Genomic DNA, 20,200 nt, shown 5'->3' on the forward strand with positions numbered 1-20,200 from the left:
GGCGCTCAGCGCACCAGCAGGTCGATGACGCCCGTGGTGCCCTCCTCGCCGCCCCGCTCCGCTTCCATGAGGCGCCGCTCCATCAGCGCCAGGTACGGGGTCAGCAGTTCGGCGCTGACCCCCTGTTCGTCGGCCGTGCGCAGCAGCGTCGCACTGGCCGCGACCTGCATGGCGAGGTTGGAGGCCACGCCCTCGCGGTAGTCGCCGCTCTCCAGCTGAGCGGCAGTCGCGTGCACCGCGGGTGCCATGGCGGTGAGCCAGTCGGCCAGCAGCGGGGCGAGCGCCCGAGGGTCGATGTTCTCCTTGCGGATCAGCGCGAAGGCGTGCGCGACCCCCGCGAACATTCCCGTCATCGCGCTCAGCAGTGCCACGTCGTGCAGGCCGGCGAAGCCGGGATCCTCGCCGACATAGGTGGTGCCGGCCGGCACGGCGAGCGTCTCCCCGTACGCGTCGAACAGGGCGCGGGACCCGCTGTAGAAGATGTAGCCGCCGGAGCCCGCGGCGCCGATCATCGGCGGGACCGCCATGATCCCGCCGTCCAGGAACCGGGCGCCGCGCTCCTGGGCCCAGGCGGCGAGGGCGCGCGCCTGGCCCGGAGTGGAAGTGGTGAGGTTGACCAGGTCCTTGCCGGCGAGGTCGGCGCCGGCCAGGGTCTGTCCGACGGAGGCGTCGTCCAACAGGCAGAGGACGACGAGCTGGTTCGCGGCCACCGCCTTCGCGGCCGTACCGACCGCACTCGCCCCCTCGGTGGCGAGTGCGTCGGCACGGGCGGGGCTGCGGTTCCAGACGGTCAGAGGATGCCCGGCGGCGAGCCAGGTCCGGGCGAGCGCGGTGCCCATGGCGCCGAGCCCGAGGAGGGTGAGCGGCTGCTTCTCAGGGGTGTTGTCAGTCATGGGGATTAGGCTCGTCGCAGGCCTCGGAGCGATCAAGTACCCACTTCGGAGTGGGTGGTTACCACGAGGTGAGTGAACAGGTGGGAGGGGTGGGCCGTGGGGGCCGTACGCAGGCCGGGGGCGTTCGTCTGCGGGATCGACGCGGCGATGGATGTCATCGGCGGCAAGTGGAAGGTGCTGATCCTCTGGGCGCTGAACGAGCAGACGTGCCGCTTTGGCGAGCTGCGCAGACTGGTGCCGGGGATCACCGAGAAGGTGCTCACCTCGCATCTGCGGGAGCTGGAGGACGACGGCATCGTGCACCGCAAGGTCCATGCAGAGGTGCCGCCCCGCGTCGAGTACTCGCTGACCCCGCTCGGATTCGCGCTCAACGAGGCACTCGGGCCGCTCGGCGCGTGGGGACGGGAGCATGTGCTCGGCCAGGGCGCCCCCCAAGGTGTTCCGGGTGGCCCCAAGGGCTCGCCGCATGCGCGCAATCCACATGCGACGGCGGACCGCGTTCCGGCAGACTGCGCCGATGACAGCTGATCCCTCATCCGCATCCGCCTCGGCGCGCGCCCTGAGACATGTCCGTTCTCTCTCCTCGGGGCAGCCACTGGACCGGGCCGTGCCGCTCACGCTGAACTTCCACCCCGACCGGATGGCGGGCGGCCGTCCGATCCTGGCCAAGCTGGCCGAAGACGGCGTCTATCACTCGCAGTTCGTCACCGGCACCAGCAACGGCGGGCTGACGGCGCACCCCGGCGGCGACCGGTGGCGCTGGGAGAGCCGGATCTTCGGCGGTGCGTACGACGGTGTGCCCGGTGAACAGCGCCCGGTGTACGGGGCGTTGAACTTCCGGCGCAAGGAGGTCGGGGCGGCGCCACGGTTCGGCTCGGCGCACTTCCGGCTGACTGCCGAGGCGCTTTCGCGCGCCACGTTCTGCTACCCGGACAGTGCCGCCGAACCCACGGACTTCGGCGTCGCGGACCGTATGCGGCTCATCGAAGTGGCCGAGGCCGACAGCCAGGACGCGCTCAACGACTACATCGAGGCGCAGGTGCACGGCCCGGTGGTGCTCGACCGCCACATGGAGGCCCTGGTCCTCGACCCGAGCCACCGCGGCACCACAGTGGAGGAAGCCGCCCGCCGACTGCCGTGTGCCACGGAATGGCATGGCGGATTCCGGCTGTCCGTCGACGAGCTGCGCCACCACGCGGACTACCGCGGACAGGAGTTCGTGGACCTCGGCGCGGAGATCGCGCAGGGCGGCGTGCTCGATCCGCGGATCATCGGGGACGCGGCGCGGACGGGCCGTTACGAGACACAGTCGCTGAAGATGGTCTGGCACTGCCTGGCCCGCTTCGGCGCACCGGCCGAGCCCCGAGTAACGGTGCAGGCACCCGCGCCGGCCCGCTGAGAGATGGCGCACCGTCAGGACGGCCGGCACCTCTTCGTTCCTGCCGTCGGCAGGCGGGGGCCGGCCCCTGCCGGGGCCGCGCGGCGGCGGAACGCGAACCGACGCGCGGCTGACCGGCCACCCCGTCAGCAGACCGTGCCCGGCCGGGCCGCGGTTGCCCTCAACAGGTCGCGCACCAGGTCGAAGTCGATGTTCTCCGGCTTGCGGAAGCGCAGGCAGCCCTTGCCCATGTCCTGCCCGGCCAGCCGCTCCTCGAATGCCGCGCGGACATCGGTGCGCAGCAGGTAGAAGGAGATGTAGTTCTTCTGGCTCGCGAAGGCGATCTCGGTGACCCCGTCCCGTTCGTAGGCGGGCATCCCGTAGGCCATGATCTCCCCGAAGCCCTTGAGTTCCTGGCGGCACATCAACCGCAGTCTGCCCAGGGCGTCCCGGCGCTCCTCCGGCACCTCGGCCAGGTATCCGTCGACGTCCTCCGCCTTGCTCTGCACCATGCGGACAGCCTAACGACCGTCCCGAGGCCGGGAAGGCGGTCTTGCCCCGGAGCCGCGCACCCCTAACAATGCGCATGACAAAACCGAAGGAACTTCGGTCACAGAGGTCATAGAGGGGACCCCCACATGAAGAAGCCTCTCCTCGGCGCGCTTTTCGCTGTTCTGCTCCTCGGAGCGGGAACGGCACCCGCCGTCGCGGCCACAAGCCACGACGCGGCCGCGCCGCAGAAGACGACACAGGCCGAGCAGGTCACGGCCAAGGCGGTCGACTTCGCCGGTACGGTCGCGCTCAGCAACTGCTCCGGCTCCGTGGTCCGCACGGCCGCCTCACTCCCGAGCGACCCGGCGCTCGTGCTCTCCAACGGGCACTGCCTGGAGACCGGCTTCCCCGGTCCGGGTGAGGTCGTCCTCGGCCGGCGGTCCACCCGCAGCTTCACCCTGCTGAACTCCGCGGGCAGCGGAGTCGGCACCCTGCGCGCCAGCAAGATCGCGTACGGGACGATGACCGACACCGACATATCGCTGTACCAACTCACCCGTACCTACGCCCAGATCGAGAGCACCTACGGCATCAAGGCGCTGGAGCTCAACGCCGCGCACCCGGTCCAGGGCACCGCGATCACGGTCGTCTCCGGCTACTGGAAGCGCACGTACAGCTGCAACATCGACGGCTTCGTCTACCGCATGAAGGAGGGCCTGTGGACGTGGAAGGACTCGGTCCGCTACACCTCCGCCTGCCAGACCATCGGCGGTACGTCCGGCTCCCCGGTGATCGACAACGCGACCGGCAAGGTCGTCGCCGTCAACAACACCGGTAACGAGAACGGGCAGCAGTGCACGGACAACAATCCGTGCGAGATCGACGAGAGCGGCAATGTGACGGTCCGCCAGGGCATCAACTACGCCCAGGAGACGTACGGCATCGTGCCGTGCATCGGCGCCGGCAGCCAGATCGACCTCAACCGGACCGGGTGCACCCTGCCCAAGCCGTAGTCGGAAAGCGTCCGCGCGCGTCGCCCGGCCTGTCCCGGGCGACGCGCGCGGGGCGTGATCACGCATGGTCCGAGCGGCAGGGCAGGTTTGCGGCGGGTCAGTGACCGGTGGCCAAGTCGGCGTACGCACTCGGGGGCCAGGCGGCGAGGATCTTGGGCCGCAGGCTGGCGCCGAGGCGGTGGTAGAAGCGCTGCGCGTCGACGTTGTCGACCTCCATGCCCCAGCGGATGAGCAGTCGCCCGGGTGCGGCCAGTGCGGCGAGAGCGGCCATGAGCTGCCGGCCGGCGCCGGCGTCGCGGTGCCCGGGGCGGACGTAGAGGTCGTCGAGGTTGAGCACGTCGCCGCCGGTCCACAGGTGCAGCTGGCGGACGGAGGAGACGTAGCCGACGGCCCGGCCGCCGCGCTCGGCCAGCAGGACGATCACCTCGGGGCGGCCGAGCAGGGCGCGCCACTGCTCATCGGTGACGTGTACCTGCGCCGCCTGGTCCTCGTGGGCGGCGATCTCGCGGACCATCGCGGCCACGTCGGCGGCGTCATCCGGCGTGGCCCGACGGATCGTGATCTCGGTCATCGTGGGGCGTCCTCTCGTGGGGTGGGGTGGTGGGCGGGGTGGGCGGCTCCTGCCGCCGCGGTCGGGTTCACGCGACGCCGGGGTGTCACCGACGTCGCCGGGCCGGTGCCCCTCCCGGCAGACTTTGCCCCGCCGCAAACACTGCCGGTCACGGCACTGGGGCCGCAGCCTCAGCAGTGGGCGTACTCGTGCGGACGCAGCAGCATGGCCACGGCCATCGCCGGGAGCATGAGCAGATGGCCCCACAGCATCAGGGCGCCGGTGTCGATGAGCCCAAGCGCCAGCGGCACGAACAGCACCAGGAAGGGCACGTACATGGCCGAGCCCATCTCGGCGATGGGCCGCCAGCGGTGGCCGCGGACCTTCATCCACGCGGACATGACCACCGTCATGTTCGTCGCCATGATCAGCGCGCCGGTGTAAGGGTTGTGCATCAGTCCGGCGGCGCCGAGGGCGCCGAGGACGAACATCCACACCGGGTGCAGGACCACCATGCCGACGGCCATGGCTGCGACCATCTCGGCGAAGTGCAGGGCGAATTTCTTGGCGCTCAGGCGGTGGCCGTCGTGCGTCACGGCGTCGGCAGGCACGGGGGCTGTGCTCGGGGTGGCGGGTTGGCTGTGCACGGCATGTCTCCAGGGATAGGCGCGGGTTACGGGACGAGGGCGTAGCCGGCCTCGGCGACGGCGGCGGCGATGTCGGCGCGGTCGACCGGCTGGGAGGCGGTGACGGTGACGCTGCCGGTGGCCAGGTCGACGGTGACGGACTCGACGCCGACGACACTCGAGATCTCCTCGGTGACGGAGCGGACGCAATGCGCGCAGCTCATACCCGTGACCTCGAAAGTGGTCGAGCCGATGAAGGTGCGGGGGGTGCCGGAGAGCAAGGGGAACTCCTCGAGGGGTTGGTGGTGGTGCGGTCAGGTAGAAGAGTCGGCCCGCGGGCGGGTGCGCATCACCGGGGAAATCGCCGGGTATTTCGCCGGGATCGGCCAGGTCAGTGGCTCTGCCCGCAGGGACCGTGCCCGGTGGGTGGCGCCGGTGCCGGGCTTGCCACCGGGCACGGCGAGCGGGGGTGAGGACGGGTGGCCGCCGGCCTTCGATCGCTGACTCCGTCGGGGAGGGCGGGCGCGGGGTCCGGGGTTGTGGTGGCCGCCCCGGGCGCGGGGGTCCGCAGTCCGCGGCTGGTCGAAGGCAAGGTGTGGGCTCAGCCTTCGGGCGCCATGCACGGCGTCGTGGATGGGGCCGATCGTCGTCTTCGCGTCGGCGTGGCCGCCGGCGGTGTCGGAGGTGACCGGCGCCGCGTGGCCCGCGCCTTCATCAGCCGGGCGGCAGGGCCTCCGAATCCGGCATCCGCCAGGCGACCACGACCAGCCAGATCATCCATGCCACGTCCAGGACGAAGGCCAGCACGATGGCGATCGACTCCGTTCGCGAGAAACCCCCGGAGCCGACCACCCAGCCCTGCACCAGGTAGCTGAGGCCGGAAAGCCCCATCAGGTGCGCTATCGGCCGCGGAACCCAAGCCGTCCGCACTACCGCGGCCGCGAACAGGAGCAAAGCAAGGCCGAGGGCGAAGTTCTGATAGCTCCTCACCCCCCACTCGAGCCAGCGGACTGTCTCGGCGCTCGCGAAGCGCGCCGCCTTCTCGGCATCCGGGGCGCCGGCCCACGCGTTCACGGCCTGCTTGAGGGCGACGCCGTCCACGGCCTGGAGGACGCCGTACAGCGCCAGCGTCGCCACCGCCGAAGCGCCACCGAATCGACCCGCCCATCTCGCCGTTCCAGCCTGAACGTCCAGGGCGAAGAACAGGGCGAGCAGCCCCGCGAGGAAGATCGCCATGCCTGCGAACTGGCCGAGGTGTACGCCTGTCCAGATCCCGCTGCCGGCGTACTCGGCGAACACGGCGGGGTGGTTATTTGCGTCTCCATCGGCGTGGAGCTGGGTGACCACGATGTACAGGAGTTGTCCCACGAGCAGCAGCGTGGCGGACAGACGCAGCGACTTGCGACGCGCCAGGGGTCCGGTGCGCGCGGAGGTGGCGCTGAGGGCGGGAAATGAGCTGGACACGGCAGACCTCCAGGTGGCGTGCGGGATGGACGGTGTTACGGGACGAGGACGTAGCCCGCGTCGTCGACGGCGATGTCGGCGCGGTCCACGGGGCGAGAGGCGGTGACAGCGACACGGTCGAACCGATGAAGGTGCTGGACAGCAGGGGGAACTCCTCGAGTTGCCGGTGGCGGTGCGGTCAGGAGTAAGAGTCGGCGCGGGGGCCGGTGCGTCTCACCGGGGAAATCGCCAGGCTTTCCGCCGGGACCGGCCCGGACGGTGACGGTGCGCCCCGTGCCCGTGCCCGTGCCCGTGGCCGGTGACGGCGGGGCCGGCCTTGGGGTGGGGGCCGCCAGTTCGGCGGCGGGTGGGCCGACATGGCTTCTCCTCGGAAGCGGGGGTGGTGGTCGGCTGGCACGCTCGCGGTCGGCATATTCACCCAAGCAGGGTGATGTCACCAGCGCGTTCGATACCGTTGGACTCGTGCTGGCCGGACGGAATCCCGAACGCGCGGCGATCGCCGCCCTGCTCGACGCAGCCCGCGCCGGCAGCGGCGGCGCGTTGGTGGTGCGCGGCGTCGCCGGGGTCGGCAAGTCCGCGCTGCTGGCTGACGCAGCGGCAACCGCGTCGGACCTGCGGGTGCTGCGCACCTCCGGCGTGGAGTCCGAATCGCCGCTGGCCTTCGCCGCGCTGCAACGGCTGCTGTGGCCGCTGCGCACCCGGATCGACTCCGTGCCGGCGCCGCAGGCCGCGGCGCTGCGCGCGGCGTTGGGGGAGGCCGAGGGCGAGGGCGACCGCTTCCTGGCGTTTCTCGGCACGCTGAGCCTGCTCGCCGACGCTGCCGAACAGGCGCCGCTGCTCGTCGTCGTCGACGACGCGCACTGGCTCGACGACGCGTCGGCAGCCGCGTTGCTGTTCGCCGCCCGTCGGCTGCAGGCCGAGCGCGTGGCGTTGCTGTTTGCCGCCCGCGACGGCGACGCCCGCCGCTTCGACGCCGGGGACCTGCCCACCGTCATGCTCGGCGGCGTGACCGGCGCCGACGCCGGCGCGCTGCTGTCCGCCCGCGCGGGGACCACCATTGACCCGGCGGTGCGCGACCAGCTGGTCGCGGGCACCGGCGGCAACCCGCTCGCGCTGGTCGAGCTGGCCGGGGTGCTCACCGCCGACCAGCTGGCCGGCCGGGCGCCGCTGCCCACCCCGCTGCCGCTGACCGGCGGCGTGGAGCGCGCCTTCCTCGACCGCTGCCGCCACCTCGACGAGCCCGCTCAGCGGTTCCTGCTGGTCGCCGCGACCGACGACACCGCCCGTCTGACCGTGGTCCGCAACGCCGCCGAGCGCCTCGACGCCGCTGATTCCGCCCTGGATGCGGTGGAGCGGTCCGGGTTGCTGCGCGTGGACGGTGATGCCGTCGCCCTCTACCACCCGCTGGTGCGCTCGGCGGTCTACCGGGCCGCCACCAGTGCGCAGCGCCGCGCCGCGCACCGTGTGCTCGCCGACGTGCTGACCGGCGACCCCGAGCGGCGGGCATGGCACCTGGCCGCCGCCGCCGACCGGCCCGACGAGGACGTCGTCGCCGCTCTTGACGGGGTTGCCGAGCGCGCCGCGGCCCGCGGTGGCCACGAGGCGGCGGCCGCCGCGTGGGCCCGCGCCGCCGAGCTCACAGCCGGCGGTGAGGCCCGCGGCCGGCGGCTCTACCTGGCCGCGTCCTCGGCCTGGCTGGGCTCGCACCTGTCGCGCGCCTCGGCACTCGCCCAGGCCGCTGCGGCGGACGTGATCGATCCGCTGCTGCGAGCGCAACTGCTCGCCCTGCAGGGGCAGATCGAGTGGAACACCCATTCGCTGAACGACGGCTACGACCTCATCCTGCAGGCCGCCGAGGCCGCCGCCGACGTGGACGCGGCGCTGGCGGCACAGTTGGCGATGCTCGCCGCGTCGCTGGCGGCGTTCGGCGCCCGGTCCCCGCGCGCGCTGAACCCGACCGCGCTGGTGGCCGAGCCCGCGCCGGACGCACCGCCCCGGGTGCGCGCCGCGTGGGCTCTGCTGCACGGATTCGGTGCCGTGGCCCGCAGCGACTGGGCGGCCGCCGCGGAGTCCTTCCGGTGCGCGTTCATCGTCACCGACGCCGACCCGGTCGACGACCACGTGCTGCAGCCCAACCTGGGCATCGCCGCGATGCTGATCGACGATGACGAGCGCGGACTGCGGCTGCACGAGCAGCAGCTGACCGCCGCCCGCCGAGCCGGCGCGCTGAACATGGTCGAGCACGCCCTCACCCGCGGAGTCCACTTCCAGATCGCGGCCGGTGCCTGGTCGAAGGCCGCCGGTGCCGCCGCCGAGGCGCTGCTGCTGACCGCCGGCACCGGCCACCCGGGGCTGACCGCGCTGCCCACCGCGCAACTCGCCCTGGTCGCGGCGCTGCGTGGAGACGACGCCGACCGCCACCTGGACAGGGTCGCCGAGATCCGGCACAAGCACCCGGTCGGCATTACCGACGCCCTCGTCGCCGACCTGACGCACTGGGCCCGCGGGCTGCGCGCGGCCGCGCAGCCGGCGACCGCGCTGCACCACCTCCAGCAGATCGAAGGGCCGGCATGGCGCCGCCTGTCCGCCCTCGACCTGTTCGACGCCGCCGTCCGCGGCGACCGTCCCGACGTCGCCCGCCCCTGGCTGGCCGAACTGGAGCAGTTCGCAGCGGGCACCGGTCTGCCGGCCGCGACCGCGGTCGTCGAGCACGGCCGCGCCCTGCTTGCCGGCGACGGCGACGCCGAGACCCACTTCCAGCGGGCACTCGCCGCGCAGGCCGGCTCGCTGCGGCTGCCCGACCGGGCCCGCACCCACCTGGCCTTCGGCGAGCACCTGCGCCGCGCCCGCCGCCGGGTCGACGCCCGCGAACACCTGCGCACCGCGCTGGCGCTGTTCGAGGACCTCGGCGCCCGCCCGTGGGCCGAGCGGGCCGCGCAGGAGCTGCGCGCCTCCGGGGAGACCGCCCGCCGCCGAGACGTCACCACCGCCACCGAGCTGACCCCGCAGGAGCGCCAGGTCGCCACCCTGGTCCGGCAGGGCCTGTCGAACCGGGACGTGGCTGCGCAGCTGTTCGTCAGTTCACGCACCGTCGACTTCCACTTGAGGAACTGCTACTCCAAGTTGGGCGTCAGCTCCCGCGCCGAACTCACCGCTCTCCCGCTCGACTTGTGACCGGCAGGTCCCTGCACCTGAAGACCGCATCAGCCGCTCTCATTCACCGCTTGCGCCGCACCGCCGCCTCGATTCCGTCCAGCAGCACGCCGAGCCCGGCGGTGAACGTCTCGCGCGCCTGACGCTCCAGGTAGGGCACCGGGTCGTCGGCCGGTGGCGGCTCGGGTGCGCTCTCGCTCTCCAGGCGGCCGACGTCCGGGAAGCGGTCCGCGAAGTCCGGGGCCACCTCGCCGAGCAGCGCCGAGCGGGCGGACCACCACTCCTCGTCGGACTGGCCGGTCACCGCCGCGGCCAGCCGGGACTCGGCGACCGTCTGCGCCGAGCCGCGGACGAAGTGGAACAGCGTGCCGATCAGCCGCCGCAGGAGATGCGCGTCGAGCCCGGTCCCGTACAGGAGGCGTACGAGGGTGTTGAGAGCGGCGTACTCGTGCGGGCCAAGCACCGGCCGGGCCTGGGAGACCTGGAGTACCCACGGGTGGCGGAGCTGGAAGGCGAGGGTGTCCTCCGCCCAGCGCGTGAGGGAAGCGCGCCAGTTGTCCGTGTCCGGGTAGTCGGACGGGAGTTCGGCATGCACCGCGTCATACATCAGGTCCAGGAGCTCGTTTTTTCCGGGGACGTACGTGTAGAGGGCCATGGCCGTCCGGCCCAGCCGCTCGCCCACCGCGCGCATCGAGAGCGCCGCCATGCCGTCCTCGTCGGCGACGGCGACGGCTGCGCTCACGATCGCGTCCACGGTCAGTTGGGGCTTGGGCCCCGACCGGGCCGGTCCCGTTCCGCCCGGCCCTGTTCCGCCGGGTGCCGGAGCGCTCTCCCTGCGCCACAGCAGGGCGATCGAACGGCGGGCGTCGCCCTGTCCCGCATAGACCACCACTTGCGACTCCTTACGCAATAAAGTAACTTCGCCCAGACGATTCTTTACGGCATAAGGTACCAGGGAGAAAGTGGGTGGCCGCTCCGATGAGTCAGTCTCTGCCGGTGTCGTACATCGAGGTGACGGGCGTGGAACGGGTCACGCCGCGGATGGCGCGCGTCACCTTTACCGGAGATGCGCTGGCCGGCCTGATCGAGGACCGGCCGGATCAGCAGATGAAGCTCTGCATCCCGAAGGGGCAGGGCGCGCCCGTCCTGCCGGAGCCGGACGCCGGCGACACGTACGGGATGCGGTGGTACGAGGCGTACCTCGCGATCCCGGAGGCCGACCGGCCGTGGATGCGGAGCTTCACCGTCCGGGCGTACGACCGTGAGCGCAACGAGATGACCGTCGACTTCGTGCTCCACGGCGACGACGGACCCGCCTCCCGCTGGGGGCGGACCGCGCGGCCAGGGGACGTACTCGGCATGATCGGCCCGTCCTCGGCGTACGCCCGGCCGCTGCCCGCCTCCGACTGGCTGCTGCTGGCCGGGGACGCGACAGCGCTCCCCGCGATCGGCACGCTGCTCGAAGCACTGTCGGCCGGGATGCGCGCGGTGGCGTACGTGGCGGTCGCCGACGCGGGGGAGGAGCAGCGGCTCTCGTCCGCCGCCGAGGTGACCGTGCGCTGGGTGCACGCGGGGGAGGAGCTGACGGACGTGGTCCGGGCGGCGGAGCTGCCGGGCGAGGCAGGGGCGGGGGCCGCGTGGCTCGCGGGGGAGTCGGGGACCGTACGGACGCTCCGCCGCCACCTGGTCGAGGAGCGCGGGATGCCCAAGTCGGCGGTGGAGTTCAGTGGTTACTGGCGGCGCACGCTGACCCAGGACGACGCCCCGACCGAGGAGGACCTGGCCTGGGCGAAGGAGCGGGCGGAGGCATGAGGAGAGTTCACCGTGAGCCTCGTGGCGACCGGGCCGCCGGACCCGCTCCTCAATCGCCAAAGGGGCTGGAGCGGAAATCGAGGACAACGCCCGCAGGGATCAGAAGAACGTGCGGATGTAGTCCGTGACCGTGCCGTCCGCCTCGACCAGCGGAATCAACTGCCACTTGTCGAACGACGTGCACGGGTGCGACAACCCCATGCCGACCCAGTCCCCGACCTCCAGCTCCGTCCCGGCCTCGGTGCGCAGCCACGCGTGCTGGTCGGACAGCTTGGTGACGGTGATGCCGGTGGCGGCCCGCACCGAGCCGTCCCGCCCGGACCGCACGACCTGCGCCTGCGGAAGATCGAGGTCGTACGCCGCGTCCCGCTTCCCCGCGTTCACGAACGCCTGCTCATCGGTCGGCCGCGAGACGACCTGGGCCCAGAGGCGGAACGCGGGCTGCAGGGCGCCCTCCTCCGGGACCCGGTTGAACGGGGTGAGGTGCCGGTAGTGCCCGTCGTCGTGCGAGACGTACGCTCCCGAACGCAGCAACTTACATACGGGACGAGTGAGTTCGGGGATCTCCGCGAAGACGTCCGCGACCGTGTCGAACCAGGCGCTGCCGCCCGCGCTGATCACGATCCGGTCGTCGGCAGCCAGTGCGGCGAACCGGCCCGCCTTGTCGAAGTCGGCGGCCACCCGGACGAGCCGGTCCAGCCAGTCCCGGACCCGCTCCGTGGACGCGTCCGGCACCTCGCCCTCGTAACCGGCGACCCCGACCAGACGCAGTGTCCCCACCGTGGCCACCGCGTCGGCGACCGCGGCGCAGTCGGCCTCGGTACGGGCACCCGTGCGGGCCCCCTCACCGGCGCCGAGTTCCACGACCACGTCGACCGGACGTACCGCACCCGCGGCGCGCAGCGCTTCGTCCATCAGCTCGACGCCGCGCACCGAGTCGACGTAACAGATGAAGTGGAAGTCGGGGTCGGAGTCGAGCTCGCCGGCGAGCCAGCGAAGTGCGACCGCGTCGACGAGCTCGTTGGCGAGGAAGATCCGCTCGATGCCGTACGCGCGGTACACCCGGACCTGGTGCGGAACGGCGGCGGTGATGCCCCACGCGCCGTACTCCAGCTGCCGGGCGAAGAGCTGCGGCGCCATGGACGTCTTGCCGTGCGGCGCGAACGCGAGCCCATGACGTTCGGCGTACGTCTCCAGCAGCGCGAGGTTGTGCGCGACGGACTCGGCGGAGAGGGCGAGGACGGGCGTCGTGAAGCCGCCGGTGAAGAGGTTGCGGCGCTCGGCGGCGAGGGCGCCGACCGTGAGCCCGTCGGCGTCGGGCGGGAGCGACTTGAAGCGGTGGTCGACGCGCTCGGCGGCGAGTTCACCAAGCGTGTGGGGAGCTTTCGCGACGTTCTCGTCGGCGGCCATGGACCCTCCTCGAAATCTGTTCGTTGCACCATATGCAACACCCATTGCGCATATCGCTTGACGCTATCTAACATCCGAGCCGATGCCGGGTCAAAGATGAGAGCCGGTGCGGAGCGCTGACCAGCGAGGAGCCCGAGTGTCCGGACCCGCAGCCGCGAAACGTGGAGCCACCACCGCCGATGTCGTCTGCCTCGGTGAGTCCATGGTGACGTTCCTGCCCTCGCAGCCCGGCCGCCTCGCCGACGTCCCGTCCTTCGGCCGCGCGATCGGGGGTGCCGAGTCCAACGTCGCCTGCGCGCTCGCGGCGGCGGGACACCGCGCGAAGTGGGTCGGCCGGGTTGGTGCGGATGGGTTCGGCGACCATCTCGTCGACGCGATCGCGGCCTACGGGGTCGACACCTCGGCGGTCCGGCGCGATTCCGACCGCCCCACCGGCATCTACTTCCGTACGGCGGCGGACCGGGCGACGGGCACCCATGAAGTCGCGTACTACCGGGCCGGGTCGGCGGCCTCCGCGATGTCCCCGGCGAACGTTCCCTACGCGGACCTGTTCGACGCGCGCATCCTGCACCTGACCGGTATCACGGCGGCTCTCTCCGCGGACTGCCTGTCCCTGCTGCGCTCCCTCACCGAGCCCCGCCCGGGCCGCCCGCTGATCTCCTTCGACGTGAACCACCGCCCGCACCTGTGGCGCGCGGGCGACGAGGGACCGGGCGTGCTGCTCGACCTCGCGCGCCGCGCCGATCTCGTCTTCGTCGGTGAGGACGAGGCGGCGGAGGCCTGGGGGCTGCGGGGCGCCGATGCCATCCGTGCGGCGCTGCCGGAGCCGGCGGTGCTCGTGGTCAAGCGGGCGCCGGAGGGGGCGACGGTCTTCTCGGGGCGCCACCCCGAAGCCCGCTCATCGGTCGCCGGAGGGGCTGATTCCGCCGTCACCACTGTCCCCGCTCTCCATGTGGACGTCGTCGCCGCCGTCGGGGCGGGTGATGCCTTCGCCGCCGGTTTCCTCTCCGCCACCCTCCGCGAGCTCTCCGTCCGCGACCGCGTCCGCCACGGCCACCTCATGGCCGCCGCCGTCCTCACCGCCCCCGGTGACGTCACCGACCCGCCGGCCCGCGCCTACGCCGACGAACTCGTCGCCCTCGACGACGCCGCCTGGGGGAGACTTCGTCTCGGTCCCGGCTGGACGGCAGCCGGCCGCGCCGGCATCGACCGGAGCCCGGCCCCGCAGGAGGTACACCCGGCATGAGCCAGACCGTCGACCGCGCACTGAGCATCCTCCCGCTCCTCGCCGAGGGCCCCGCCGACCTCGGCCAGGTCGCCGACCGCCTCGGCGTCCACAAGTCCACCGCGCTCCGCCTGCTCCGTACGCTGCACGAACACGGTCTCGTCTACCGCCAGCAGGACCAGCGCTACCGCCTCGGAGCCCGTCTCTTCGCCCTTGCGCAGGAGGCCGTCGAGAACCTCGACGTACGCGAGATCGCCCACCCCCACCTCGTCGAACTCAACGCGCAGTGCGGGCACACCGTCCATCTCGCGGTGTACGAGGAGGGGGAAGTCGTCTACATCGACAAGGTCGAGAGCCGCTACCCGGTCCGGATGTACTCGCGGATCGGCAAGCCCGTCGCGATCACCGTCGCCGCCGTCGCCAAGCTGCTGCTCGCGGATCTGTCCGAGCCCGAACGGCGGGCGATCGCCGAGAAGCTCGACTACCCCACGTACACGTCCCGTTCGGTCCCGAACGCCGGCGCCTTCCTCAAGGAACTCGCCGCCGTCCGCGAACAGGGCTGGGCCACCGACCTCGGCGGCCACGAGGAATCCATCAACTGCATCGGCGCCCCGGTCCGCGGCGCGCACGGCCGTGTCGTCGCCGCCATGTCGGTCTCCGCACCCAATGTGGTGGTCACGGCCGAGGGACTCCTCACCCTGCTCCCGCTGGTGCGCCGCACCGCCGACACCATCAGCCGGGAGTGCTCCGGCACCCCCAACCCGAGAAAGCCTGAACCGCGATGACCGAGAAGACCGCCCTCACCCCCAGCACCCACACCACGCCGCCCGCCAAGTTCTCGCACGGCGTGAAGAAGGGGAACATCCTCCAGGTCGCCGGCCAGGTCGGCTTCCTGCCCGCCGACCGCAATGGGACTGGCCGGGCCCCCACCTTGGCCGGCCCGACGCTGCGCGAGCAGACCCTCCAGACGTTCGCCAACGTCAAGGCGATCCTGGAGGAGGGCGGCGCGAGCTGGGACGACGTGATGATGATGCGCGTCTACCTCACGGACGTGGACCACTTCGCGGAGATGAACGAGATCTACAACAGCTACTTCGGCGAGCAGAACCTCAAGGAGGCCCCTGCCGCCCGTACGACGGTGTACGTCGGCCTCCCCAAGGGCCTGCTGATCGAGATCGACGCGCTCGCCGTCCTCGGCTGAACGATCCCCGGCCGATCCGCTTGCCTCACCGCACCACCACGCCACAGAGCACGGGGCTCCGCATCGAGGGGGGCGCCGTGCCTCGCAGTGGTCAGATGATCATGACCGGGACGTCGTAGTGGGGGATCCACTTGTCGCGGGTGACGATCGTCATTCCCTCGGTCTGGGCCTGTGCGACCAGTATCCGGTCGAAAGGATCGCGGTGATGGGCGGGCAGCCTGCTCGCCCGCACGCCGTGTCCTGCGGTGATCGGCAGCGAGGTGAACTGGCTGTCCCGGACCCGTTCCGCCAGGTCCTTCGGCCCTTCCAGCTTGCCGAGTGACTGCTTGATCGCGATCTCCCAGGCAGAGGCCGCGCTGATGTACACGGAGGGTTCCGTGTCGAGCAGGTCAGGGTGGCCACCGCTGGGCGATAAGCTGGTCCAGACCAATCGAGTTGTCAAGACCTCTGACGACGGCGGCTGCGATCGGCGGGCTCGGCGGCAGCGGCGGGCGCGACGGAACGGCGAGGTCCAGTGGTCCGGACCGCTGTCGGCCGAAGTCGCCTGGAGGCAACCTCCGTTGACACTTTTCGGTGATCTTTTCGCGCGGTTCGAGCTCTCTCGCGGGTGGGCGGGCCGAGAGCGCCGGACAGTGACCGAGCCCCGCCTCCGGAGCCTGCCGTCGATCCGCAGGGATCCATTCTGACGTGCGCAAACGAATTCTGAACATGAGAAATCGGAACGCAGTCCGGTAACCCTCCGCAGTGGTACGGAAATTAACGAGTCTCGGTTTCGTCCGATTTCGCACCGGTGCGATGCGCGCGAGTCGCCCCCGCACCGCGCGCACCTTGTCGTACTGGCTTCCGAAAGGTGTTCACTGGCCAGTAGGACGTGGATAAAGTGCTGACGCAGAAGCACGGAGCAGGAGCGATTGCGGCCGTTGTCGTCACGACACCGGCCGGAGCCGAACGGGGAACCAGCGTGCCGACCGCAATAACAGTGACCAGTGCTGATCTCGTGCTGCCGCCGACCGACCAGCAGACACCGACAGCCGCTTTACTCCGGGCTCCGGAAGACCAGACCATGGACCAGGCGATCGGCGACATGCATGTGCTGCTGGAGCAGCACGGGTATGTCGTCGCCATCTACGGGGCCAACTTGCCGATCGCCCATGAGCGCAGGATGCACTCCGTCAGATCGGTCCTGGAAAGTGACCGGATCGCCCTGCTCAAGGTGGATCTGCCGCCGTTGGGCATCGCCGTACTGGTGCGTCAGTTGCGTCAGTTGTCGATCTGCGACTTCAGCCCGGGAGTGGTGGCGTCCGCGGCCCGCCTGCTGCCCCACTACATCCATGCCGGCGCCGTGCTGAACTCCGTCACCAAACTGGACCGGGTTCCGGTCAGCCTGAAGACGCACGCCAAGTCCTGGGTCCCGGGCTCCCAGTTCGCCGTCCTCGCGGGCCCGAACCCACAGCTCATCAAGGTCGGCCCGACCGTCAAACCTCTGGACGGCCCCGAGTTCGCCACGGATCTGCTGGTCGCCAAGGGGCAGTCGCAGTCCGAATGGGTGCAGCAGACCTTGGCCCCTGCATGGAAGGTCCAGGCCATTCACGAAGCCGCCCTGCCTTCCGATTCCTCCGGCTGGTGGGGAACCGGAAAGCTGGTGGAATTTGCCGCTTACCTTCCGGACATCTCCGTGCTGTACCAACTCGTCGCATCGGTAAGGCGGGAGATCTGCCACTGGTGCGGAATGGAGCTCATCGGGGACCGTTGCGGATTCTGTACGTCACCGCTTCACGCTCCCGAGAACCGAATGCCTTCCAGTGGTGTCCTCAGTCAGGGGGCGCCCGCACCACCGGGCTCCTAGCGCCCCCGGATTCCTCCACAGCCGCATATATGCACGTACCGCTCCCCGGCCACCGTTCTCCTGCGCCCTGCTCCCTGTCATAGACCACCGCTCCTGCTCCCCGCTCCCTGTCATATGCCGTCCCCGTCACGCTGAAAACAAGGCCCATAGACAGGTCTACGCGCAGATACAGACGCAGATTCGGACATAAACCGAGTCACCGCACATCCCTCTGTCCGCTGCCCCACGCTTCCGATACGAACGAGGTTGTCCGGCCCATGAACTCCCGCCAGCGCCGCGGCGTGATACTCCTGCTCCTGTCGGTCCTGTGCGCCTTCGGCGCCTTCGCCGGGGTGCTCTCGGTGATCAGCGACGTCAACTCGAAGGTCGGACCCGAGGTCTCCGCCTACCAGGTGAAGTCCAACGTCGCCCCCTACACGGCGCTGTCCGCCGGGCAGTTCAAAAAGATCACGATGCCGAAGCGCTGGCTCTCGACCAACGCCGTGACCGACCTCGCCGAAATCAACGGCAAGATAGCCGTCACCCAGCTGCGCGAGGGCTCGCTGCTCCAGTCGGACATGATGCAGAAGCGTCCCGAACTGCAGCCCGGTGAGCAGGAGATCGCCATCATGATCGACGCCGCGACCGGTGTCGCAGGCAAGATCACCCCTGGTGCGACGGTCAACGTCTATGCCACCTTCGCCGGGGAACGGGACGGCGCGAAGTCCACGTCGAAGGTCATCGTCTCCAACGCCAAGGTCCTCGACGTCGGCAAGCTGACCGCCCTGGAGCCGAACCGCGACGGCAAGTCGAACATGGGCACCGAGGCCGTCCCGATCACCTTCGCGCTCAACACGCTCGACACTCAGCGCATCGCCTATGCCGAGTCCTTCGCGGAGCACGTACGCCTCGCGCTCGTCGCCTCCGGCAGCGACAGCACCATCCGCCCGGGCGACCGCACCTACACGCTCGACAAGGACAAGTGAGGATCGAATGACCACGAGGATCCTCCCGGCAGTCGGCGACGCCGACGCGGCCAGGTCCGTCACCACCCTGCTCAGCCAGCTCCCCGACGCCGAGCCAGGGGCTCCTGTCGGCGACTCGACGCAGCTGATCGACACCCTCGCCCGGCTCGCGGGCGAGTCCATCGACGAACTGCCCGAGGTCGTGCTGGTCCATGAGCGGATCGGCCCGGTGCCGGCTCTGGAACTGATCCGGGAGGTCTCGCTGCGCTTCCCCGCCATCGGGGTTGTGCTGATCACCGCCGACGCCAGCCCCGGCCTGTTCGCCGCGGCCATGGAGTCCGGCGCCCGCGGCCTGGTCACCCTGCCGCTGAGTTACGAGGAACTGGTCAACCGGGTCCAGTCCGCCGCCCAGTGGTCGGTCGGAGTACGCCGCCACCTGGGCAGCGGAGGTGATGTCTTCACCGGTCCCGGCGGCACGGTCGTCACGGTCAGCGGCGCCAAGGGCGGTGTGGGCGCCACCGTCACCGCGGTCCAGCTCGCCCTGGCCTCCCAGGCGTCGGGCCGTACGGTCGCTCTCGTCGACCTGGACCTCCAGGCCGGTGACATCGCCTCGTACCTCGATGTGCAGTTCCGGCGCTCCGTCGTCGACCTGGCGGCGATCACCGACATCTCTCCCCGCGTCCTGTCCGACGCCGTGTTCAGCCACAGCTCCGGCCTCGCCCTGCTGCTGGCGCCCGGCGAGGGCGAACGCGGCGAGGAGGTCAGCGACCGGTCGGCCCGCCAGATCGTCAGCGCCCTGCGGTCGCGGTACGAGGTCGTGGTCATCGACTGCGGCAGCCAGCTCCAGGGCGCGAGCGCGGCGGCCATCGAAATGGCGGACACGGCGCTGCTGGTCACCACCCCGGACGTGATCGCGGTGCGCGGCGCGAAGCGCACCGTACGGATGTGGGAACGGCTGCAGATCCGCAAGGCGGAGGAGACGCTCACCCTCGTCAACCGGTTCATCCGCAACACAGAGATCCAGCCCCCGCTGATCGAGAAGATCACCGGGACCCGGATGGCGAACACGGCCGTCCCCGCGAACTTCAAGGAGCTCCAGGGCGCCGTCGACGCGGGGCGGATGCATGAACTCGATGCCAAGAGCACGGTGAAGCAGGCGCTGTGGGGCCTGGCCGGAGAGCTGGGGATCGTGAAGGTCCCCGAAAACGCGGACAAGCGAGGCAAGTTCAAGAACGACCGAGGCTCGATCGGACGCCCGCGCAGACGGCGCGACGGTGACACCGGGGGCCGTGCGACGACCGAGGAGGCACGTTGAGCCATGGCGACCACCGATATGAACGGCCCCGGCATACGGGAGACGCGGGAGGTACGGGGAGGGCGTTACGACGCCTCTGTCCGCGAGGGGATCAGCGGTAGGCGCGAGCGTGATCGCGGCCAGACCGCGATCGAGTTCCTGGGCGTGACGCCGCTGATCATCCTGCTGATGCTCGCGCTGTGGCAATGTGCGTTGATCGGGTACACGTTCAGTCTGGCGGGGAACGCGGCGGACGAGGCAGCCCACGTCGGCGCCATCGCGGAGTACAGGCCGGCACAGGCCTGCAAGCGCGCTGCCAGGGAGGACCTGCCGAGCGCCTGGCGGGGAGCGGCGCACACGAACTGCACTTCGACGCCCGCGCTCTACAAGGCCAGCGTCACGCTGAAGGTGCCGGTTCTGGTCCCGGGCGTACTCAACTGGCCGATGAACATCACCGGCGAGGCTTCGTCGCCGACGGAGGGCTGACCGATGAGCCAGCGCACACACACGCACGTCACACCGCGCCGCGACCGCGGCCAGGTCGCCATCGAGTACATGGGCTTTATCCCGCTGCTGCTCTTGGTGGGACTCCTGGCCATTCAGCTGGGCGTGGCCGCGTACACCGCCAACCAGGCCGGCACCGGCGCCCGGGCAGCGGCCCGTACGGCCAGCCATGACATGCCGCCCGTCCCGCCCGACGAGGCGGGCCGGGAGGCGATGAGCGATTGGCTCGCCGACGATTCGCTGTTCATCCCGCGTTACAGCTTCGACGAGGTGACCTACACAGCCCGCGTCAAGATCCCCTCCGTCGTTCCGGGCATCGATGACTGGGGCTGGGCCAAGCGAAGCTCCACCATGCCTCGCGAGTGACGAGGTTCGCGCCGCACGGCTGAGGCCCC

At 70.8% G+C, this 20,200-nt stretch carries 22 protein-coding genes; 13 read left to right on the plus strand and 9 right to left on the minus strand.

Features of this window, described 5'->3' with window-relative positions:
* Window positions 1-5: 5 nt before the first annotated feature.
* Window positions 6-893 carry an NAD(P)-dependent oxidoreductase gene (locus tag ACIBB8_RS10110; RefSeq protein WP_398950376.1) on the minus strand — a complete coding sequence of 296 codons (888 nt, stop codon included), beginning with the start codon at window positions 891-893 and terminating at the stop codon, window positions 6-8.
* Between the two features lie 96 nt (window positions 894-989).
* On the opposite strand from ACIBB8_RS10110, the gene ACIBB8_RS10115 reads away from it, so the two are divergent.
* Both ACIBB8_RS10115 and ACIBB8_RS10120 read left to right on the plus strand, forming a co-directional pair.
* Window positions 990-1,421, plus strand: coding sequence for a winged helix-turn-helix transcriptional regulator (locus ACIBB8_RS10115; RefSeq protein ID WP_398950530.1), 432 nt, complete (start codon window positions 990-992; stop codon window positions 1,419-1,421).
* Window positions 1,411-2,292 (plus strand): DUF3626 domain-containing protein, encoded by an 882-nt coding sequence (locus tag ACIBB8_RS10120; RefSeq protein WP_398950378.1) that lies wholly within the window; start codon window positions 1,411-1,413, stop codon window positions 2,290-2,292. Before ACIBB8_RS10115 ends, ACIBB8_RS10120 begins: the two co-directional genes overlap by 11 nt.
* Before the next feature lie 125 nt (window positions 2,293-2,417).
* On the opposite strand, the gene ACIBB8_RS10125 is transcribed toward ACIBB8_RS10120, so the two are convergent.
* On the minus strand, window positions 2,418-2,783 hold the full coding sequence (locus tag ACIBB8_RS10125) for an iron chaperone (protein ID WP_398950380.1): 366 nt from the start codon (window positions 2,781-2,783) through the stop codon (window positions 2,418-2,420).
* 126 nt (window positions 2,784-2,909) lie between these two features.
* Here ACIBB8_RS10125 and ACIBB8_RS10130 point away from each other — a divergent pair, with 126 nt between their 5' ends.
* A complete protein-coding gene (locus ACIBB8_RS10130) occupies window positions 2,910-3,776 on the plus strand; it encodes a serine protease (RefSeq protein ID WP_398950381.1) in 867 nt (288 codons plus the stop codon).
* A 97-nt stretch (window positions 3,777-3,873) separates the two neighbouring features.
* Here the strand turns inward: ACIBB8_RS10130 and ACIBB8_RS10135 are convergent, their stop codons facing one another.
* The 4 genes from ACIBB8_RS10135 to ACIBB8_RS10150 all read right to left on the minus strand — a co-directional run bounded on the left by ACIBB8_RS10135 (window position 3,874) and on the right by ACIBB8_RS10150 (window position 6,416).
* Window positions 3,874-4,347, minus strand: a complete 474-nt coding sequence (locus tag ACIBB8_RS10135) for a GNAT family N-acetyltransferase (protein WP_398950383.1) — start codon at window positions 4,345-4,347, stop codon at window positions 3,874-3,876.
* 170 nt (window positions 4,348-4,517) lie between these two features.
* Window positions 4,518-4,973 (minus strand): hypothetical protein, encoded by a 456-nt coding sequence (locus ACIBB8_RS10140; protein WP_398950385.1) that lies wholly within the window; start codon window positions 4,971-4,973, stop codon window positions 4,518-4,520.
* A 26-nt stretch (window positions 4,974-4,999) separates the two neighbouring features.
* Window positions 5,000-5,233 carry a heavy-metal-associated domain-containing protein gene (locus ACIBB8_RS10145; protein ID WP_398950387.1) on the minus strand — a complete coding sequence of 78 codons (234 nt, stop codon included), beginning with the start codon at window positions 5,231-5,233 and terminating at the stop codon, window positions 5,000-5,002.
* A gap of 433 nt (window positions 5,234-5,666) precedes the next feature.
* Window positions 5,667-6,416 (minus strand): DUF4386 family protein, encoded by a 750-nt coding sequence (locus ACIBB8_RS10150; protein ID WP_398950389.1) that lies wholly within the window; start codon window positions 6,414-6,416, stop codon window positions 5,667-5,669.
* 462 nt (window positions 6,417-6,878) lie between these two features.
* Here ACIBB8_RS10150 and ACIBB8_RS10155 point away from each other — a divergent pair, with 462 nt between their 5' ends.
* On the plus strand, window positions 6,879-9,590 hold the full coding sequence (locus ACIBB8_RS10155) for an AAA family ATPase (protein ID WP_398950391.1): 2,712 nt from the start codon (window positions 6,879-6,881) through the stop codon (window positions 9,588-9,590).
* 43 nt (window positions 9,591-9,633) lie between these two features.
* Here the strand turns inward: ACIBB8_RS10155 and ACIBB8_RS10160 are convergent, their stop codons facing one another.
* Window positions 9,634-10,461 (minus strand): TetR/AcrR family transcriptional regulator C-terminal domain-containing protein, encoded by an 828-nt coding sequence (locus ACIBB8_RS10160; RefSeq protein ID WP_398950393.1) that lies wholly within the window; start codon window positions 10,459-10,461, stop codon window positions 9,634-9,636.
* 86 nt (window positions 10,462-10,547) lie between these two features.
* Here ACIBB8_RS10160 and ACIBB8_RS10165 point away from each other — a divergent pair, with 86 nt between their 5' ends.
* The gene (locus ACIBB8_RS10165) at window positions 10,548-11,381 is read left to right on the plus strand and encodes a siderophore-interacting protein (RefSeq protein WP_398950395.1); all 834 of its coding nucleotides are present in this window, start codon (window positions 10,548-10,550) and stop codon (window positions 11,379-11,381) included.
* 99 nt (window positions 11,382-11,480) lie between these two features.
* On the opposite strand, the gene ACIBB8_RS10170 is transcribed toward ACIBB8_RS10165, so the two are convergent.
* Window positions 11,481-12,791, minus strand: a complete 1,311-nt coding sequence (locus ACIBB8_RS10170; protein WP_398950397.1) for an amino acid deaminase — start codon at window positions 12,789-12,791, stop codon at window positions 11,481-11,483.
* A 136-nt stretch (window positions 12,792-12,927) separates the two neighbouring features.
* On the opposite strand from ACIBB8_RS10170, the gene ACIBB8_RS10175 reads away from it, so the two are divergent.
* From ACIBB8_RS10175 to ACIBB8_RS10185, 3 genes are read left to right on the plus strand one after another with little or no spacing between them, the layout of a single operon-like run.
* Window positions 12,928-14,037 carry a sugar kinase gene (locus tag ACIBB8_RS10175; RefSeq protein ID WP_398950399.1) on the plus strand — a complete coding sequence of 370 codons (1,110 nt, stop codon included), beginning with the start codon at window positions 12,928-12,930 and terminating at the stop codon, window positions 14,035-14,037.
* A complete protein-coding gene (locus ACIBB8_RS10180) occupies window positions 14,034-14,801 on the plus strand; it encodes an IclR family transcriptional regulator (RefSeq protein ID WP_398950401.1) in 768 nt (255 codons plus the stop codon). Before ACIBB8_RS10175 ends, ACIBB8_RS10180 begins: the two co-directional genes overlap by 4 nt.
* Window positions 14,798-15,217 carry a RidA family protein gene (locus tag ACIBB8_RS10185; RefSeq protein WP_398950404.1) on the plus strand — a complete coding sequence of 140 codons (420 nt, stop codon included), beginning with the start codon at window positions 14,798-14,800 and terminating at the stop codon, window positions 15,215-15,217. The genes ACIBB8_RS10180 and ACIBB8_RS10185 overlap by 4 nt, the downstream gene beginning before the upstream one ends.
* A gap of 91 nt (window positions 15,218-15,308) precedes the next feature.
* Here ACIBB8_RS10185 and ACIBB8_RS10190 read toward each other — a convergent pair whose 3' ends face one another.
* Entirely contained in the window at window positions 15,309-15,659 is a 351-nt protein-coding gene (locus ACIBB8_RS10190; RefSeq protein WP_398950406.1) for a type II toxin-antitoxin system VapC family toxin, read from the minus strand.
* 519 nt (window positions 15,660-16,178) lie between these two features.
* Between ACIBB8_RS10190 and ACIBB8_RS10195 the strand changes: the two genes are divergently transcribed.
* The 5 genes from ACIBB8_RS10195 to ACIBB8_RS10215 all read left to right on the plus strand — a co-directional run bounded on the left by ACIBB8_RS10195 (window position 16,179) and on the right by ACIBB8_RS10215 (window position 20,171).
* Window positions 16,179-17,063, plus strand: a complete 885-nt coding sequence (locus ACIBB8_RS10195; protein WP_398950408.1) for a hypothetical protein — start codon at window positions 16,179-16,181, stop codon at window positions 17,061-17,063.
* A gap of 257 nt (window positions 17,064-17,320) precedes the next feature.
* Window positions 17,321-18,028, plus strand: coding sequence for a Flp pilus assembly protein CpaB (gene cpaB / locus ACIBB8_RS10200; RefSeq protein ID WP_398950410.1), 708 nt, complete (start codon window positions 17,321-17,323; stop codon window positions 18,026-18,028).
* A gap of 7 nt (window positions 18,029-18,035) precedes the next feature.
* Window positions 18,036-19,322: a CpaE family protein gene (locus ACIBB8_RS10205; RefSeq protein ID WP_398950412.1), complete on the plus strand. Its 1,287-nt coding sequence runs from the start codon at window positions 18,036-18,038 to the stop codon at window positions 19,320-19,322.
* Window positions 19,323-19,325: 3 nt separating this feature from the next.
* Complete coding sequence (locus ACIBB8_RS10210; protein WP_398950413.1) at window positions 19,326-19,787, plus strand: TadE family protein; 462 nt, start codon at window positions 19,326-19,328, stop codon at window positions 19,785-19,787.
* 3 nt (window positions 19,788-19,790) lie between these two features.
* Complete coding sequence (locus ACIBB8_RS10215) at window positions 19,791-20,171, plus strand: TadE/TadG family type IV pilus assembly protein (protein ID WP_398950415.1); 381 nt, start codon at window positions 19,791-19,793, stop codon at window positions 20,169-20,171.
* The last annotated feature ends 29 nt before the right edge of the window (window positions 20,172-20,200 follow it).

Origin of the sequence: Streptomyces sp. NPDC051286, assembly GCF_044455345.1 — a bacterium.
Classification (GTDB): domain Bacteria; phylum Actinomycetota; class Actinomycetes; order Streptomycetales; family Streptomycetaceae; genus Streptomyces.